Raw genomic sequence first — 16175 nt, 5'->3', positions numbered from 1 at the left:
AGTTAATTAAACGAGGAATCAAAGATGAAACTTGTAAAACTGGGTGCGTTTGCAGCGGCGTTGGTGATGTCTTCTGTGGTCATGGCGGCCGGTGGCGGCGACAGGACATTCGCAAGAATGATGGCGGCCAAAGACCGTTCCGTTGAGCTGTTCGTCGCCAAGGAACAGGCCCGCGACACCGTCGTCGTCAATGAAAAGAAGGACGATAAGACCAAAGACTTGTAAGCGTGCCGCACTCGAACAAGCCCGTCATCGAATTCCGGTGATGGGCTTTTTTATGAAGGTGATGAACATGAAATTGATCAAGTTGATGACGTTCGCCAGCGTGATGGCGATGTCCCTGAATGTGTTTGCTGAGGGCGGCGGCGATCGCACGTTTGAGCGTGCGCTCAGCGCCAATGCCAAAGCCATGGAACAGTACGCCGCCGACCAGGGTAAAGCTGCGCCGGTGGTTAAGGATTATGCGTACGGGATGAAGCTGGATGTGGTGAAAGTGGTCAGTGTGGTGCGCCCGCAAGCGGCTTGCGCTGCGGTGCCGGCCGCAATGACCTACGAAGACTCCAAGGGCCAACTCAACACCCTCAAATACACCGTGGCTGGGGATTGCCCTAAGCGCGGTGGGTAAGGCTTACATTGCGTACTTCAATTCGCGATGTTTAAGGTTGTGGAAGGCACCCACCGCAGGACGCTGCAGGGAATTGCGCAGGGCGTCATGCTCGGCGAACTGGCGGTGAACAAAGCACTGGATAACATTGATCCGGTCGGCTATTCACCGCTGACCCCCTGTTGGAGTGAGCCTGCTCGCGATAGCAGTGGGTCAGTCGATGAAGAGGTTGGATGAGCCGGCCAAATCCGGGCGCAAAAAAAAGGCGCCCCAAAGGACGCCAAAAAATTCACCTCTTACCAAAGGAGCCAGGAGCTTCTAAAGGTGAATGCCTATAACCCGTAAAGTCAGAGAATCGCCAACGGGTACTCGATAATCACCCGCACTTCATCCAGATCCGATTCATATGCAGTGGCGCGGGTATTGGCCTGGCGCAGGCGCAGCGACAGGTCTTTCAGCGAGCCGGTCTGCACCACGTATTTGACTTCGATGTCGCGTTCCCAGCGCTTCTGGTCGGTGAGTGGATTACCGTCGGCATCGCGGCGCATGTACACGGCGTTGGCGTTGGAATAGTCGGCGTCGGTGCCACGGGCGTAGCGGGTCATGAACGACAATCCCGGTACGCCGTAGGTCGTCATGTCGAGGTCGTAACGCACCATCCACGAACGTTCTTTGGGCGAGTTGAAGTCGCTGTACTGGATGGAGTTGTCGAGGAAGATCGAGTCGGACTGGCGCAGGTAGTCAAAGTCGTCATTGCCGTTGTTGCGCTGGTGCGACAACGCCACGGAATGCGCACCAAGTTTCACGCCGACCCGGCCGCTCCAGATGTTGTTGTCGAACCGGCCGAGCAACTGCTTGCCTTCATCGACTGCCTTGTAATAGTTGAGGCCGCCAAACAACGACAGGTCGTCCGACAGCGGATACGTCCACGCGGTGCCGGCGTAATACTGATTCCAGGCATCCTTGAGGCGGCTCGAATACAGGCTGAAGCTGAGGTTCTTGTTCAGCGCATAATCGCCGCCGCCGTAAGCGATCCACGGCGAATTGACCGGGCCGGCGTAAAACGTCGCGAAGTTTTCGCGCATGTCACTGGACACCGGTTGACTCATCGCATGCAGGCGTCCGCCCTGAACCGACAATCCCTCGAGGCTGGTGTTGGTCGCCGTGACGCCGCGAAAGCTTTCCGGCAGCAATCGTGAATCACCTGCCGCGACGACCGGGGCGGCAGGGAACACATCACCGACCTTGACTACCGTATCGAAGGCCCGGATTTTGGCGGCGCCTCCGACCTTGGTGTATTCATCCCGCGCTTCGCCTTCACTGTTGACCGGCAGCACGTCGAACGAACTGCGGCCACCGTTGCGGCCGTCACCGGTATCGAGCTTCAGGCCAATCATGGCAAACGCATCAACGCCGACCCCGACGGAGCCTTGAGTAAACCCGGACTCGAACTTGCTGATGATGGCTTGGGCCCAGGCCTCGGAATATCCATTGCCGGTAGGGCTCGACTGGCCATGGCGGTAATCACGATTGAAGTAGAAGTTGCGGTTGAGTACCGTCAGGCTGCTGCCTTCGATAAACCCCTCGGCCTTATCTTCCGCCAGGACCATGGACGGCCCTGAGCCGACCACTACAGCCAACGCGGCCATCGACATTTTTTTATTGTTAACCATCAATCACTCCTTGGGTTCGGCAGAACGGGAACGTGCTTCGGCGTGGGTTTTATTGTTCGGCGGGCATCGGCCCGCCGGCATGGTCGCCGGGTCACATCGTTGCAAGCTGCGGATAACGCGAAGGTGATGAGGGCATTACAATTTCGTCATGTCGGAGTCGCCTGCGCATACGCGCGTTTCAACGACAGACGCACGGTTTTTAATACCTGCAACTCGAAAGCGTTGTGCCCGGCGCGTAGGAGGCGGCAGTGAATGGGCTGGCGCTCGCGCAACCAGCGCAGGCTGAACAGGCCGAAGGTGTCTTTGATGCCTTGTATCACCAGGGTGTCGGCGTTGAGCGAAAGGTTTTCGTCATCCACGCTGAAGAAGTACCGGTTAACGTGGTAGTGCAATTCCAGGCGGATGCCGCGCACGGCGTCGTCGTCAACGAAATCTTCGAGTGCGCCAGGGGGCATCGATTGTCCATTCAAATGCAATGCCGCCCCCAACCAGTGAAGCGCCGCATGACGCTGCTGTGTTGAACAGCCGTTAATCAGGGCTTGGTAGATCGCCTCCGCACTGGCGGCGCAGGTTCCATGAGGCATTGCCGACAAGCCGTCGCTCAAGGCTTTATCGTAGGCACCTACATTGGCCGCAAACGGCACGAACACAGAGACCAACGTGGTTTTCAGAACAGCCTCGGGATGGCGTTGTTGGTACTGGATGGCCAGCCAGCTTCCCCAGGAGACGCCGAGCAGGCTGATTTTTTCGAAGCCCAGGTGCTGGCGCAGGGCTTCGATGTCTTGGACACAAAGCCAGGTATTGTTGTGCTGGAGTTCGCCTTGGGGAAGGGAGCGTCCGCAGCCACGCTGGTCGAACAGAATGATGTCGAAACAACGCTCATCGAAAAACTCCAGGTGATGGCGGTTGCTGCGACCACCCGGTCCGCCATGCAGAAAAAATATCGGTTCGCCACCTGGCGTACCGTATCGCTCCCAATAGAGATGATGGCCGTCGTCTGTCGGGTAGTAGCCGTTTCTGACCATCAGAGGGGCATCCTCAGCCGGTAGAACTGAAACAGTTCCGTGTGGCCTGGACGGGCCGCAACGCAGGACATCAGCTCAAGCTTGAGCAACTGCGCCATGTAAGGCACGGCGATCAGCACCGGTGTATGGCCGAAAAGAAGAAGGGTGCCGCCCGGCTTAACGCATGCCGCCAAATCGTGGAACGCTTTCTGCGCGTCCTCGCGCGTCATCACTTCGGCATTGAGGAAACGCAGTATCAGCACATCGCATGTGATGCCGGCTGTTGCGACGTCGCCGGCGTCGGCACAGTAGAACCGGACGGGTGACGTGCCGTGACGCGTCTTGGCATGTTCAATCATCGACGCTGAGCGATCAGAGCCCAGACACTGACGGTCCGGGAGTTCGGTGGCCAGATGAGCGATGAATTCGCCCGTCGAACACGCCGGATCAAGGATCACTGCTCCCGGATCCGACAGGGTCTTGAGCAGGTTTGCGCAATGCTCGCGAAAATGTGTTTCGTCGGCATTCAACTGTGTGGCGAGTGACTCGTTGCACTGCCAATACTCGGGCGGGCATACCGATTCAACACCCCTGTCATCCATGGCCGGAAACGGGAAACGCACTTCGCCGTCAGGTTGCGCCACTGCGTTGGTGAACGCCGTTTCCTTCTCCTGCAAAGACACCGCACGGAAATAGATCACTGCGCCTTGATTGCCCCACTGCCATTCAGCCAACGGCCCGAGCAGCATCCAGGGCTTGAGCAGGCTGCTGATGTGCCAGCCGTCAGTGTCGCGGTGTTGCAGGACTTTGCGACCTACCCAATCGTTGCCGTTCACGCGCAAAACGAACAAATGATGCAGGCCCGGGCCGAAGGGTTCGATGTGGACATCGAGTTCGTCTGGCATTGCTTTGCGATGGGCGAAGGCATGAGTGAGGTGGCGCTCTCGACGAAAGGCAGGGGTCATGCTGCCACTTCCTGATGTTTTTGCAGGCGCCGTCCGCGTGCCTGCGGGATCACCACATTGCCACTGGATATCACGAAAAACCGTTCCAGCCCCGGAATGACCACATTCACCAGCGTGGTCCCCAGTTGGGTCTGATGCAGCTGGGTTACCCCGAGCGTGCGCCCATGCCGCTGCAGGTCGTTGGCCAGCAAGTTGATTTGCTCCGCCAACGGGCGCTCATTGACTGCGTCGGGTAATTGAACCGTGAGTTGCTCGCACAGACTCAGCAGTGGAGACAGATCGAATTGCAGGCAGCGAAGCAGGCGCGGAAATTTGCTCAGGTGCCGTTGCGCGTTACTCAGGAAATACTGCAGTTCTGGCTCCGAGGCGGTGTGATGCAGCTGGACGAGTTCGGTCAACGCCCGCCATGCGCCATGCCGGGGGCTGATTGAGCAACCGCTCCCAAACACGTTGGGGTGGGTGCCAGGTTTGGTAGAGAACGCCAGGAACGTGTGTGGCAGGAATTCGGTGCTGATGTCGACCAGGGCGATTTCTGCTCCGATCTCCGATTCGGCATCTCGCCATAATCGGCCCAGTTCTTCGTCATCCGCCACTCGAGCGACCCGGCGCAGCGCTGGCTGGTTTTCGTAGTAAAAATGCTCCAGCAGAAACAACGAGACCGCATCGCGTTCGATGCATTCATTGGCGGCATGCAAGACGGCTTCGTTGTAACTGGCGCCAATGGCTGTTCCACTGTTAGAGGCGTAACGTCGCAACACACCGTAGTGTGTTGTGTCTTGTTTCAGTGGGTTGGATGAATAGTCGGGAGTGCATAAAGCAACCGGGTAATAGAATGAAGTTTGTTTGAAAACATCCGAATAAGTTCTGCAGGCTGTCAATACGTTGTTTTGTTCGATCAGGGGGGAAAGGACGGTGTCATCGATAAATAATTCAGACTCGGCAAAATAACACGGGGCGATGCAATCAATATCGGACGTATTGAAGTGATCGCTTAAATAATGCTCCAGTGTTTCGTAAAGTGCTCCAACATGGGCGTGAGGCTGATAACCCTTGCCCGCCCCCCGGGCGATGCCGCGCGGGTTGCCGGAACTGGCACAGACCTGCACCGCGACGATTTGTTGGCCTAATACGCGGGGCTCGGCGCGAAGTCCCAGACTCGCCAGTTCGGCGTAAATCCGCTGTTCGGCCTGCGCAAGGGTGAGGTCTCGTTCTGCAGGTGTGAAACTGTCCATGGTTGACTCCCTTGAAAAACGGGGGGCATTACCCCCCCGTTTTTTTAAACGGCTTCCAGCTCGGCCTGTTCAGTCTCGGTCAGTTGCAGTTCTTCAATTTGCTCTGCAGTAGGGGCGTCCTGTTGTTCAAGGTCGATGACTTTGTTGGCGTTCCAGCTTACGAGATAACCCATGTTTAGACTCTCTTTGTTGTTGGTTGGTGAGTGTGCCAAATCAAGCACGAAGCAACTGTATGAGTTAGAAATTGATCGGTCAAAAATGACTGAAAGTTTCAGTGTTGTTATTGTCGCTGTAATGAAATAAGTGCACATCAATCGGCGATTGACGATTGTGATTCGTAAATAGGGGTAGAGCCCGGGTTGATGATGCATTCGCGTCCGCAATTGGGTCGAATGGCATGAGAGATAGTTCAGCTCGTTTAGTACGGTAAATCGCAATAATTAACGGATTAGCAATTTTTTCTGGAGGCGCGTAGAGACTTTTCCTATCGTGTTTGAAGTCTCTTCGGACAGCCGTAAAGGTGCTACCCATCAAGCTCAACTGGAAAGGTATTTGCTACCCGCACAAAAGCGTATTTGGGGGGCCGCCATACCACATCCCACAAACGCAAAAACGGCACCCGAAGGTGCCGTTTCTGTTTTCGACCGAGTGTCGCTTAAGCGATCAACCCGCCAAGCCGGCCTGTTGAACCAGGACCAGCAATGGTTGCGGGTAAACGCCGAGGAAGAACGCGACCAGCGCGATAGCCAGCAGCATCACGCCGCCTGCACGTTGTTCCCAGTGCAGTTGCGCATCGTGGCGACGCAGGTTCGGCTCGATCAGGTACAAAGTGACCATCACACGCAGGTAGTAGAACACGCCGATGGCGCTGCCCAGTACCAGGGAACCGACCAGCCACCATTGATGCGATTCGACACCGGTGGCGATGATGTAGAACTTGCCGATGAAGCCCGCGGTCAGCGGGATACCGGCCAGGGACAGCATCATCACGGTCAGTACGGCGGTCAGGTACGGACGGCGCCAGAACAGGCCGCGGTATTCGTACAGCGCGTCTGCGTCACGGCCGTTGTACGGCGAGGACATCAGGGTGATCACGCCGAACGCGCCGAGGCTGGTGATCACGTAGGTGACCAGGTACACGCCGATGGCTTCCACGGCCAGACCCTTGCTCGCGACCAGGGCGATCAGCAGGTAGCCGAAGTGGGCGATGGACGAGTAACCCAGCAGACGCTTGAGGTTGCTCTGGGTCAGTGCCAGCAGGTTACCGAACAGGATCGACGCGATGGCGATGATGGTCAGTACGTCGCTCAGCACACCGCTGCTTGCCGCTGGGGAGATCTGGAACAGACGCACCATTACCGCGAACACCGCGACTTTGGAAGCGGTTGCCAGGAACGCGGCCACCGGTGCCGGAGCACCTTCGTACACGTCCGGTGTCCAGAGGTGGAACGGTACCAGCGACAGCTTGAACGCCAGACCGATCAGCATCATGCCCAGGCCCAGTTGCGCCAGCGAGCTTGGCAGGCCAGTGGCGGCCAGCGCCTGGCCGATACCGACGAAGCTCAGGCTGCCCGAATCGGCGTACAGCAGTGCCATGCCGAACAACAGGAACGCAGAACCGGCGGCCGACAGCACCATGTACTTGATACCGGCTTCCAGCGAACGCTTGTTGAAGAAGGCGTAGGCCACCAGACCGTAGACCGGCACCGACAACAGTTCCAGACCGATGAACAACCCGGCCAGATGTTGCGCGCTGACCAGAACCAGGCCGCCGGCGGCGGACATCAGGATCAGCAGGTACAGTTCTTCGCGGTTGCCCGGGTAACCCGAACCGCCATCGCCGAGGTAGGCGTGGGCGAGGGTCACACAAGCGAGGGTGGCGACCAGGATCAGCGCCATGTACAAGCAGGCAAAGCTATCGATTTGCAGCAACGGGGTCACGGCCAATGGCGCGACTTTCAGGGCTGGCAGGATCGACAGCAACGCCAGGTTCAGGCCCGCCACGGAAATCAGGAAGGTCTGCGAGTGGTTGCGGCGCCAGGCAATCGCCAGCATCACCACGATGATCGTGGCGCTGGTGATCAACAACGGCGCTAGCGCGATAAAGTGTTGAGTCGTGAATTCCATAGCGCTCTTACCGGGCCGAAGCGAGTTGAGTGAAGGCGGAGCCGAGCCACTGCTGCACGCCATGCATCGTCGCGGCAGAGGTATCGAGGAACGGTTGCGGGTACACGCCGATGTAAATCAGCAGCGCCGCCAGACCGACCACCATGATCAGTTCGCGACCATCCATGCCATGCAACACCGCGTCCGACTTGGACGGGCCGAAGTAGGCACGGTGGATCATGATCAGCGAGTAGACCGAACCGAACACCAGGCCCGACGTTGCGATCGCGGTGATCCACGGCGCAGCGGCGAAGGTGCCGATCAGGATCAGGAACTCACCGACGAAGTTGCCGGTACCCGGCAAGCCCAGGGACGCCGCAGCGAAGAACAGGCTGATGGCCGGCAGGTAAGCAATCTTCGACCACAGGCCACCCATTTCACGCATGTCGCGGGTGTGGGTGCGCTCGTACAACTGACCGCTGAGGATAAAGAGTGCCGCCGCCGACAGACCGTGTGCCAGCATCTGCATCACCGCGCCCTGCAGCGCCAGTTGGCTGCCGGAATAGATGCCGATCAACACGAAGCCCATGTGGGAAACGGAGGAGTAGGCGATCAGACGCTTGATGTCGGTCTGGGCGAAGGCCAGGAACGCACCGTAGAAAATCCCGATCAGACCCAGGGTCATGGCAATCGGCGCGAACTCGGCCGAGGCATTCGGGAACAGCGGCAGGGCGAAACGCAACAGGCCGTAAGCCGCCGTCTTCAACAAGATACCGGCCAGGTCGACCGAACCTGCGGTTGGCGCCTGGGCGTGAGCGTCAGGCAACCACGAGTGGAACGGTACGACCGGCAGCTTCACCGCGAAGGCGATGAAGAAACCGAGCATCAGGATGTACTCGGTGGTCATCGACATCTTGGTCTTCAACAGGTCGGCGTAGTTGAAGGTAATCACGCCGGTGTTGTTGAAGTTGACCAGCACCAGACCCAGGATCGCCACCAACATGATCAGGCCGGACGCCTGAGTGAAGATGAAGAACTTGGTCGCCGCGTAGATCCGGGTTTTCTTGCCGTCCGAAGAACTGTGACCCCAGAGCGCGATGAGGAAGTACATCGGCACCAGCATCATTTCCCAGAAGAAGAAGAACATGAACAGGTCGAGGGCGAGGAACACGCCGACGACACCGCCCAGGATCCACATCAGGTTCAGGTGGAAGAAGCCAACGTGACGTTGAATCTCTTTCCACGAGCAAAGGACCGAGAGGATACCCAGCAGACCGGTCAGCAGGATCATCAGCAGCGACAGGCCGTCGAGGGCCAGGTGCACGCTGATGCCGAAACGCTGGATCCAGATGTGCTTGAACTCAAGCGCCCAGGTCGGATCGGCGCCAGGCGCCGGAGCAAATGAATAGTTACCGTGGGCCCACAGCCAGAGGCCGAGTGCGAGTTCCAGGGTCATGGTCAACAGCGCAATCCAGCGGGGGAGGGTGGCGCCGAAGCGCTCACCCATCCAGCACAGCAGGCCGCCGATGAAGGGGATCAGGATTAGCCAAGGCAGAATCATGACGGGCTCAATTCCTTTCGCAAGTTCGCAAGGTTCATATTCAGACCGCTACCAGCACGATGGCGCCGATGACCAGCACGGAGCCGGCTGCCATCGAGGCTGCGTACCAACGCAGTTGACCGGTTTCGGTACGGCTCAGGGCGGTGTGGCCGCCTTTGGCCATACGCGGGATCAGACCGATGGTCTGGTCGAGCGGGTCTCTGCGCAGTACGTGGCTGATCGCAAGGTATGGCTTGACGAACAGTTTGTCGTAGATCCAGTCGAAGCCCCAGGCAGCGAACCACCATGCCGAAAGGAAGCGGCCGATGCCGCTGTTGGCGATAGCAGTGACGAAACGACGCTTGCCGAGGAACAGCAGCGCGGCCAGCAGGATACCGGCCAGGGCGATAGCGCCCGAGGCGATTTCCAGGCTGTGCTTGGCTTCGCCGCCGGCATGGCCGACGCTTTCGGGCAGCACACCGTGCAGCGGCGGAACGATCATGGCGCCGACGAAGGTCGACAGCACAATCAGCACCGACAGTGGCAGCCAGTGAGCGATACCGTGACCCGCATGCGCTTCGGTCTTCGCTTCACCGTGGAACGCGATGAAGATCAGGCGGAAGGTGTACAGCGAGGTCATGAATGCGCCGACCAGACCTGCGTACAGCAGGCCGTGGTTGCCGCTGGCGAACGCTTCCCAGAGGATTTCATCCTTGGAGTAGAAACCGGCGGTGACCAGTGGCAGGGCAGACAGTGCCGCGCCGCCGACGATGAAGCTGGTGTAGGCCAGCGGCAGTTTCTTCCACAGGCCGCCCATCTTGAAGATGTTCTGCTCGTGGTGGCACGCAACGATCACCGCACCGGAGGCAAGGAACAGCAGCGCCTTGAAGAAGGCGTGGGTCATCAGGTGGAAGATCGCGCCTTCCCATGCGCCAACGCCCAGCGCCAGGAACATGTAGCCGATCTGGCTCATGGTCGAGTAGGCGAGGATACGTTTGATGTCGGTCTGCACCAGTGCCGCGAAACCGGCGAGCACCAGGGTCACGCCGCCGACGATGCCGACGAGGTGCAGGATGTCCGGCGCCAACGCAAACAGGCCGTGGGTACGGGCGATCAGGTAAACACCAGCGGTCACCATGGTTGCGGCGTGGATCAGTGCCGAAACCGGGGTAGGACCGGCCATCGCATCCGCCAGCCAGGTTTGCAGCGGCAGTTGCGCGGATTTACCGACAGCGCCGCCCAGCAGCATCAGGGTCGCCAGAACGATCCAGAAGTCGCCGACCTTGAAGTGCTCAGGTGCCTTGACCAGCAACTCCTGGATGTTCAGCGTGCCCAACTGTTGGAACAGGATGAACAGGCCGATGGCCATGAACACGTCGCCGATGCGGGTGACGATAAAGGCTTTGAGTGCCGCGTTACCGTTGTTGCGGTTGCTGTAGTAGAAACCGATCAACAGGTACGAGCACAGGCCCACGCCTTCCCAGCCGAAGTACAGGAACAACAGGTTATCGCCCAGGACCAGGAACAGCATGCTGGCGATAAACAGGTTGGTGTAGGCGAAGAAGCGCGAGTAACCGGCTTCACCGCGCATGTACCAGGACGCGAACAGGTGGATCAGGAAGCCGACGCCGACGACCACACCGAGCATGGTGACCGACAGGCCATCCAGGTACAGCGCGAAGTTCGGCGTAAAGCCTTCAACCGCCATCCACTGCCACAACACCTGGGTGTAGTGACCGCCCTCAGGCGGGGCGACGTTGAATTGCCAGATCACGTAAGCCGTGACGATGGCCGACAGACCGATGGAACCGACGCCGATCAGCGCCGACAGGTTTTCCGAGAAGCGGCCGCGTGAGAACGCCAGCAGCAGGAAACCTATGAGAGGGAATACGAAAGTCAGATAGAGAAGATTCATCCGCGCATCTCGCTGGCAGCGTCGATATCGAGAGTGTGGAAGCGGCGATACAGCTGCAACAGAATCGCCAGGCCAATACTGGCCTCGGCGGCTGCCAGGCTGATCACCAGGATGAACATGATCTGTCCATCCGGCTGCGCCCAGCGGCTACCGGCAACGATGAACGCCAGTGCGGAGGCATTCATCATGACCTCCAGGCTCATCAGCACGAAAAGGATGTTGCGGCGGACCATCAGGCCGACCAGACCGAGGCAGAACAGGATGCCGGCGACCGCCAGACCATGCTCCATAGGGATAGCAGGCATCGTCATTGCTCCTTGGCTTCGTTGCGGCCCAAGTGGAACGCCGTGACGGCTGCAGCGAGCAGCAGCATCGAGGCGAGTTCAACCACCAGCAGGTACGGACCGAACAGGCTGATGCCCACGGCCTTGGCGTCTACAGTGGTGTGGCCGATGGCCTGGCCGCTGGAATGGCTGAACAGTACGTACAGCAGTTCAACCAGCAGCAGGGTGCCGAGGGCGACCGGGCCGAGCCAGATACCGGGCTTGAGCCAGACGCGCTCTTGCTGAACCGAGGCCGGGCCAAGGTTCAGCATCATCACCACGAACACGAACAGCACCATGATGGCGCCAGCGTAGGCGATCACTTCCAGGACACCGGCAAACGGTGCGCCGAGGGCGAAGAACGTCATGGCCACGGCGATCAGCGAAATGATCAGGTAGAGCAGGGCGTGCACAGGGTTGGTGTTGGTGATCACGCGAAGCGTGGACACCACAGCGATACCCGATGCGAAATAGAAAGCGAATTCCATCTTTCTTCCTTAAGGCAGCAAGCTCTTCACGTTGATCGGCTGGGCTTCGTTCTGCGCGGAGCCTTTCGGCTTCCCGGCAATCGCCATGCCTGCAACACGATAGAAGTTGTAATCAGGGTTTTTGCCGGGGCCGGAGATCAGCAGATCTTCTTTCTCGTACACCAGGTCCTGACGTTTGAACTCGGCCATCTCGAAATCCGGTGTCAGCTGGATTGCGGTGGTCGGGCAGGCTTCCTCACAGAGGCCGCAAAAGATGCAGCGCGAGAAGTTGATGCGGAAGAAGTCCGGGTACCAGCGACCGTCTTCGGTTTCAGCTTTCTGCAGCGAGATGCAACCCACCGGGCACGCCACGGCACACAGGTTGCAGGCTACACAGCGCTCTTCGCCATCAGGGTCGCGGGTCAGGACGATGCGGCCACGGTAGCGCGGCGGCAGGTACACGGCTTCTTCCGGGTACTGCAGCGTGTCGCGCTTGCGGAAGGCGTGGCCGAAGATCATCACCAGGCTGCGAAGCTGGGTGAAGAAGCCATGCACGATGTCAAATATGTACTTCATGATTCTCTATCCTCACTGAGCCGCGACGGCGGGCGTGTTGAGCAACACGATCGCAGCGGTCACCAGCATGTTGACGAGGGTCAGCGGCAGGCAGAACTTCCAGCTGAAATCCATCACTTGGTCATACCGTGGGCGCGGAATCGAAGCGCGCAGCAGGATGAAGATCATGATGAAGAACGCGGTTTTCAGTGCAAACCAGATGAACGGGATCTGCGGCAGGATATCGAACGGACCGTGCCAGCCACCGAAGAACAAGGTCACCAGCAGCGCCGAAATCAACACGATGCCGATGTACTCACCGACGAAGAACATGCCCCATTTCATGCCGGCGTATTCAATGTGGTAACCGTCTGCCAGTTCCTGTTCCGCTTCCGGCTGGTCGAACGGGTGACGGTGAGTCACGGCGACGCCAGCGATGAAGAAGGTCAGGAAGCCGAAGATCTGCGGAATGATGAACCACAGGTGCTGGGCCTGGTAATCAACGATGTCGCGCATGTTGAACGAGCCGACCTGGATCACGATGCCCATCAGCGACAGGCCCATGAACACTTCGTACGACACGGTTTGTGCCGAAGCCCGCAAGCTGCCCAACAGGGCGAACTTGTTGTTACTCGACCAACCGGCGAACAACACCGCGTACACCGACAGACCGGCCATGGCGAAGAAGAACAGGATGCCGATGTTCAGGTCCGCCACACCCCAGGTCGGGGTGATCGGGATGATCGCGAAGGCAATCAGCAGGGCGCTCATGGCCACGACCGGTGCCAACGTGAAGATCATCTTGTCGGCGAACGGCGGGGTCCAGTCTTCCTTGAAGAACATCTTGATCATGTCGGCCGCGATCTGGAACGCGCCGAACGGGCCGACGCGGTTCGGACCGTAACGGTCCTGCCAGAGGGCGAGCAAACGACGCTCGACCCAGCTGAGCAGCGCGCCGCACACCACTACGGCGAGCAGAATCACGATGGCCTGAATGACTGCGATGATCACGTCGATCACTTCAGGAGTGAACCAAGTCATTGCGCTGCCTCCTGCAGACCGTCAACGGATTTGCCAAAGATCGCTGGCGGAATGCCGGCGATGCCCGCAGGCAATGCAACCAGACCGGCACCCAGTTCTTCGTTGATGCGCAGTGGCAGACGCAGGGTCTGGCCAGCCACGTTCAAGCTGAGCATGGCACCGTCATTGACACCCAGGCGATCGGCTTCGGACTTGGCCAAGGCAACGTAAGCGGCCGGGATGCGTTCCTGAACCGGCGCGGCTTTGGACGAGGTCTCTTCGCTGCCCAGCAGGTGGAAGAACGGCACAACCTGCCAGGTGCCCGGAGCCGGATTGAACGCACGCGGCACAGCGGCGAACCAGTTCAGCGAGTCACCGGTGCTTTCGATCAGGCGGGTGCCCGGGTCGCCAGCGCGGATGTGACCACCGACTTCGTCCTGGAACTTGTTCCAGGCTTGCGGCGAGTTCCAGCCCGGAGACCAGGCGAATGGCACTTGCTGACGCGGTTCGACCGAGCCCGAGTAACCTTCCATCGAGAAGTTGAACGCGGTGTCGATGTCTTGCGGGGTACGCGGTTCGTGCACGCTGATGTCAGCACGCATGGCGGTACGACCGGAATAACGCAGCGGTTCGCGGGCCAGTTTCATGCCCTTGATGCGGAACGCGGCCGACGGTGCGGCATCAACGATGCGCGCCAGTTGCGGCGTGCTCGAAGCGACGGCAGCGGTGACGTGGTCCAGCTGGGTCCAGTCGATCGGCTGGTTCAGCAGGGTCGCGCGCAGGGCATGCAGCCAGCGCCAGCCTTCGTGAACCAGGATGCTCGCGTCCATGTACTTCGGATCAAAGACCTGGAAGAAGCGCTGGGCGCGGCCTTCCTGGCTGACCAGGGTACCGTCGCCTTCAGCGAAGCTGGCGGCTGGCAGAACCAGGTGCGCGCGATCGCTGGTGGCGGTTTTTTGATGGTCGGCAACGATCACCACTTTCGCGGCGGTCAGGGCGGCATCAACCTTGGCTTTGTCGGTACGGGTGTACAGATCGTTTTCCAGCACGACGATGGCGTCGGCCTTGCCGTCGATGACTGCTTGCAGTGCGGCGTCGACCGAGTCGCCACCGAGCATGGCCAGGCCGAGGCTGTTGGCCTCTGGCACGATCAGGCTGATGGAACCGTTCTTCTCGCGCAGCTTCAAGGCCTTGGCGATGTTTGCCGCCGCTTCGATCAGCGCCTTGGAACCCAACGAGGTGCCGGCAATGATCAATGGGCGCTTGGCCGCGAGCAGGGCGTCGGCGATGCGCTTGGCCAGTTCGAGGGCTTCAGCGTCCAGGCCTTCAACGGCTGGAGCGCTCGCGTCGAGGGCGTGAGCCACGGCGAAACCGATGCGGGCCAGGTCGTCCGGTGCTGCGTGAACGCATTCTTCGGCGACGTCGTCGAGCTTGGTTTCAGCCAGGCTGGCGATGAACAGCGGGTTCAGCGCGTGCTGACCGATGTTCTTCACGGCGGCGTCGAGCCAAGGCTGAACGCGCATGGCATCGGCCATGTCTTCGGCTTTGCCTTTGACCGATTGACGCAGGGACAACGCCATACGCGCTGCAGTCTGGGTCAGGTCTTCGCCGAGGACGAAAATCGCGTCATGGTCTTCGATGTCGCGCATGTTCGGGATCGGCAGCGGGCTGTCTTTGAGCACCTGCATGACCAGACGAATGCGCTCCAGCTCGGCCGCTTCGATACCGGAGTAGAAGTGCTCGGCGCCGACCAGTTCGCGCAACGCGTAGTTGCTTTCAAGGCTGGCACGCGGCGAACCGATACCGACGATGTTGCGACCGCGCAGCAGGTCTGCGGCTTTGTCCAGCGCTTCGTCGAGGCTCAGCTTGGCGCCGTTGGCCAGCAGAGGCTGACGCGGACGGTCTTCGCGGTTGACGTAGCCATAGCCGAAACGGCCACGGTCGCACAGGAAGTACTGGTTGACCGAACCGTTGAAACGGTTTTCGATACGACGCAGTTCACCGTAGCGCTCGCCCGGGGAGATGTTGCAACCGCTGGAGCAGCCATGGCAGATGCTCGGCGAGAACTGCATGTCCCACTTGCGGTTGTAGCGCTCGGAGTGAGTCTTGTCGGTGAACACACCGGTCGGGCAGACCTCGGTGAGGTTGCCGGAGAACTCGCTTTCGAGGGTGCCGTCTTCAACGCGACCGAAGTACACGTTGTCGTGGGCGCCGAACACACCGAGGTCGGTGCCGCCGGCGTAATCCTTATAGAAGCGCACGCAGCGGTAGCAAGCGATGCAGCGGTTCATTTCGTGGGAAATGAACGGGCCCAGTTGCTGGTTCTGGTGGGTACGCTTGGTGAAGCGGTAACGGCGCTCGTTGTGGCCGGTCATTACCGTCATGTCTTGCAGGTGGCAGTGACCGCCTTCTTCACAGACCGGGCAGTCGTGAGGGTGGTTGGTCATCAGCCATTCAACGACGCTGGCGCGGAATACTTTCGCTTCTTCGTCGTCGATGGAGATCCAGCTGCCGTCGGTCGCCGGCGTCATGCAGGACATGACGATCCGACCACGCTTGTCGTTTTCGTCGGTGTACTGCTTGACCGCGCACTGGCGGCAAGCGCCAACGCTGCCAAGGGCTGGGTGCCAGCAGAAATAAGGGATATCGAGGCCTAGCGACAGACATGCCTGTAACAGGTTGTCTGCCCCATCGACTTCGAGCTCTTTGCCGTCTACGTGGATAGTGGCCATGGTTCAAAGTTCTTCGTTGGCCCGGTGTCAGCGGGCGTG

15 protein-coding genes and 1 pseudogene are annotated in these 16175 nt (G+C 59.5%); 3 read left to right on the top strand and 13 right to left on the bottom strand.

Going from position 1 to position 16175, the window contains the following annotated elements; genetic code table 11:
• Positions 1 to 24 precede the first annotated feature (24 nt).
• The 3 genes and pseudogenes from H8F22_RS14495 to H8F22_RS33290 form a co-directional block, all read left to right on the top strand.
• On the top strand, positions 25 to 225 hold the full coding sequence (locus H8F22_RS14495) for a co-regulatory protein PtrA N-terminal domain-containing protein (RefSeq protein ID WP_027925098.1): 201 nt from the start codon (positions 25 to 27) through the stop codon (positions 223 to 225).
• A gap of 67 nt (positions 226 to 292) precedes the next feature.
• Complete coding sequence (locus tag H8F22_RS14490) at positions 293 to 625, top strand: DUF2790 domain-containing protein (RefSeq protein WP_027925099.1); 333 nt, start codon at positions 293 to 295, stop codon at positions 623 to 625.
• Between the two features lie 36 nt (positions 626 to 661).
• Positions 662 to 760: pseudogene (locus tag H8F22_RS33290) on the top strand (DUF6124 family protein); the annotation flags it as partial.
• A 191-nt stretch (positions 761 to 951) separates the two neighbouring features.
• Here H8F22_RS33290 and H8F22_RS14485 read toward each other — a convergent pair.
• From H8F22_RS14485 to nuoG, 13 genes are all read right to left on the bottom strand, one after another.
• Positions 952 to 2277: an OprD family porin gene (locus H8F22_RS14485; RefSeq protein ID WP_059182576.1), complete on the bottom strand. Its 1326-nt coding sequence runs from the start codon at positions 2275 to 2277 to the stop codon at positions 952 to 954.
• A 146-nt stretch (positions 2278 to 2423) separates the two neighbouring features.
• Complete coding sequence (locus H8F22_RS14480) at positions 2424 to 3302, bottom strand: alpha/beta fold hydrolase (protein WP_194940351.1); 879 nt, start codon at positions 3300 to 3302, stop codon at positions 2424 to 2426.
• On the bottom strand, positions 3302 to 4246 hold the full coding sequence (locus H8F22_RS14475; protein ID WP_194940350.1) for a class I SAM-dependent methyltransferase: 945 nt from the start codon (positions 4244 to 4246) through the stop codon (positions 3302 to 3304). Before H8F22_RS14475 ends, H8F22_RS14480 begins: the two co-directional genes overlap by 1 nt.
• Complete coding sequence (locus tag H8F22_RS14470; RefSeq protein ID WP_194940349.1) at positions 4243 to 5478, bottom strand: YcaO-like family protein; 1236 nt, start codon at positions 5476 to 5478, stop codon at positions 4243 to 4245. The genes H8F22_RS14475 and H8F22_RS14470 overlap by 4 nt, the downstream gene beginning before the upstream one ends.
• Positions 5479 to 5522: 44 nt before the next feature.
• Positions 5523 to 5651 carry a hypothetical protein gene (locus H8F22_RS32900; RefSeq protein ID WP_256218451.1) on the bottom strand — a complete coding sequence of 43 codons (129 nt, stop codon included), beginning with the start codon at positions 5649 to 5651 and terminating at the stop codon, positions 5523 to 5525.
• A 490-nt stretch (positions 5652 to 6141) separates the two neighbouring features.
• Positions 6142 to 7605, bottom strand: coding sequence for an NADH-quinone oxidoreductase subunit NuoN (gene nuoN, locus H8F22_RS14465; RefSeq protein ID WP_027925104.1), 1464 nt, complete (start codon positions 7603 to 7605; stop codon positions 6142 to 6144).
• Between the two features lie 7 nt (positions 7606 to 7612).
• Positions 7613 to 9145 carry an NADH-quinone oxidoreductase subunit M gene (gene nuoM, locus H8F22_RS14460; protein ID WP_027925105.1) on the bottom strand — a complete coding sequence of 511 codons (1533 nt, stop codon included), beginning with the start codon at positions 9143 to 9145 and terminating at the stop codon, positions 7613 to 7615.
• 40 nt (positions 9146 to 9185) lie between these two features.
• A complete protein-coding gene (nuoL, locus tag H8F22_RS14455; RefSeq protein ID WP_027925106.1) occupies positions 9186 to 11039 on the bottom strand; it encodes an NADH-quinone oxidoreductase subunit L in 1854 nt (617 codons plus the stop codon).
• A complete protein-coding gene (gene nuoK / locus H8F22_RS14450) occupies positions 11036 to 11344 on the bottom strand; it encodes an NADH-quinone oxidoreductase subunit NuoK (protein WP_007946416.1) in 309 nt (102 codons plus the stop codon). Before nuoK ends, nuoL begins: the two co-directional genes overlap by 4 nt.
• Before the next feature lie 2 nt (positions 11345 to 11346).
• Entirely contained in the window at positions 11347 to 11850 is a 504-nt protein-coding gene (gene nuoJ, locus H8F22_RS14445) for an NADH-quinone oxidoreductase subunit J (RefSeq protein ID WP_027925107.1), read from the bottom strand.
• Positions 11851 to 11859: 9 nt separating this feature from the next.
• On the bottom strand, positions 11860 to 12405 hold the full coding sequence (gene nuoI, locus H8F22_RS14440; protein ID WP_007946418.1) for an NADH-quinone oxidoreductase subunit NuoI: 546 nt from the start codon (positions 12403 to 12405) through the stop codon (positions 11860 to 11862).
• Positions 12406 to 12417: 12 nt separating this feature from the next.
• A complete protein-coding gene (nuoH, locus tag H8F22_RS14435; RefSeq protein WP_027925109.1) occupies positions 12418 to 13425 on the bottom strand; it encodes an NADH-quinone oxidoreductase subunit NuoH in 1008 nt (335 codons plus the stop codon).
• On the bottom strand, positions 13422 to 16136 hold the full coding sequence (gene nuoG / locus H8F22_RS14430; protein ID WP_059182580.1) for an NADH-quinone oxidoreductase subunit NuoG: 2715 nt from the start codon (positions 16134 to 16136) through the stop codon (positions 13422 to 13424). The genes nuoH and nuoG overlap by 4 nt, the downstream gene beginning before the upstream one ends.
• Positions 16137 to 16175 lie beyond the last annotated feature (39 nt).

Source organism: Pseudomonas mucoides, from assembly GCF_015461845.1.
GTDB lineage: Bacteria > Pseudomonadota > Gammaproteobacteria > Pseudomonadales > Pseudomonadaceae > Aquipseudomonas > Aquipseudomonas mucoides.
This window is presented reverse-complemented; position numbering and strand designations above follow the sequence as displayed.

Bases quoted from the DNA above. Each gene is read 5' to 3' on its own strand.
- H8F22_RS14485 (WP_059182576.1), bottom strand. From the start codon at position 2,277: ATGGTTAACAATAAAAAAATGTCGATGGCCGCGTTGGCTGTAGTGGTC.
- nuoI (WP_007946418.1), bottom strand. From the start codon at position 12,405: ATGAAGTACATATTTGACATCGTGCATGGCTTCTTCACCCAGCTTCGC.
- nuoH (WP_027925109.1), bottom strand. From the start codon at position 13,425: ATGACTTGGTTCACTCCTGAAGTGATCGACGTGATCATCGCAGTCATT.
- nuoG (WP_059182580.1), bottom strand. From the start codon at position 16,136: ATGGCCACTATCCACGTAGACGGCAAAGAGCTCGAAGTCGATGGGGCA.
- H8F22_RS14470 (WP_194940349.1), bottom strand. From the start codon at position 5,478: ATGGACAGTTTCACACCTGCAGAACGAGACCTCACCCTTGCGCAGGCC.
- nuoK (WP_007946416.1), bottom strand. From the start codon at position 11,344: ATGCCTGCTATCCCTATGGAGCATGGTCTGGCGGTCGCCGGCATCCTG.
- nuoL (WP_027925106.1), bottom strand. From the start codon at position 11,039: ATGAATCTTCTCTATCTGACTTTCGTATTCCCTCTCATAGGTTTCCTG.
- H8F22_RS14495 (WP_027925098.1), top strand. From the start codon at position 25: ATGAAACTTGTAAAACTGGGTGCGTTTGCAGCGGCGTTGGTGATGTCT.
- nuoM (WP_027925105.1), bottom strand. From the start codon at position 9,145: ATGATTCTGCCTTGGCTAATCCTGATCCCCTTCATCGGCGGCCTGCTG.
- H8F22_RS14480 (WP_194940351.1), bottom strand. From the start codon at position 3,302: ATGGTCAGAAACGGCTACTACCCGACAGACGACGGCCATCATCTCTAT.
- H8F22_RS14490 (WP_027925099.1), top strand. From the start codon at position 293: ATGAAATTGATCAAGTTGATGACGTTCGCCAGCGTGATGGCGATGTCC.
- nuoJ (WP_027925107.1), bottom strand. From the start codon at position 11,850: ATGGAATTCGCTTTCTATTTCGCATCGGGTATCGCTGTGGTGTCCACG.
- H8F22_RS32900 (WP_256218451.1), bottom strand. From the start codon at position 5,651: ATGGGTTATCTCGTAAGCTGGAACGCCAACAAAGTCATCGACCTTGAA.
- nuoN (WP_027925104.1), bottom strand. From the start codon at position 7,605: ATGGAATTCACGACTCAACACTTTATCGCGCTAGCGCCGTTGTTGATC.
- H8F22_RS14475 (WP_194940350.1), bottom strand. From the start codon at position 4,246: ATGACCCCTGCCTTTCGTCGAGAGCGCCACCTCACTCATGCCTTCGCC.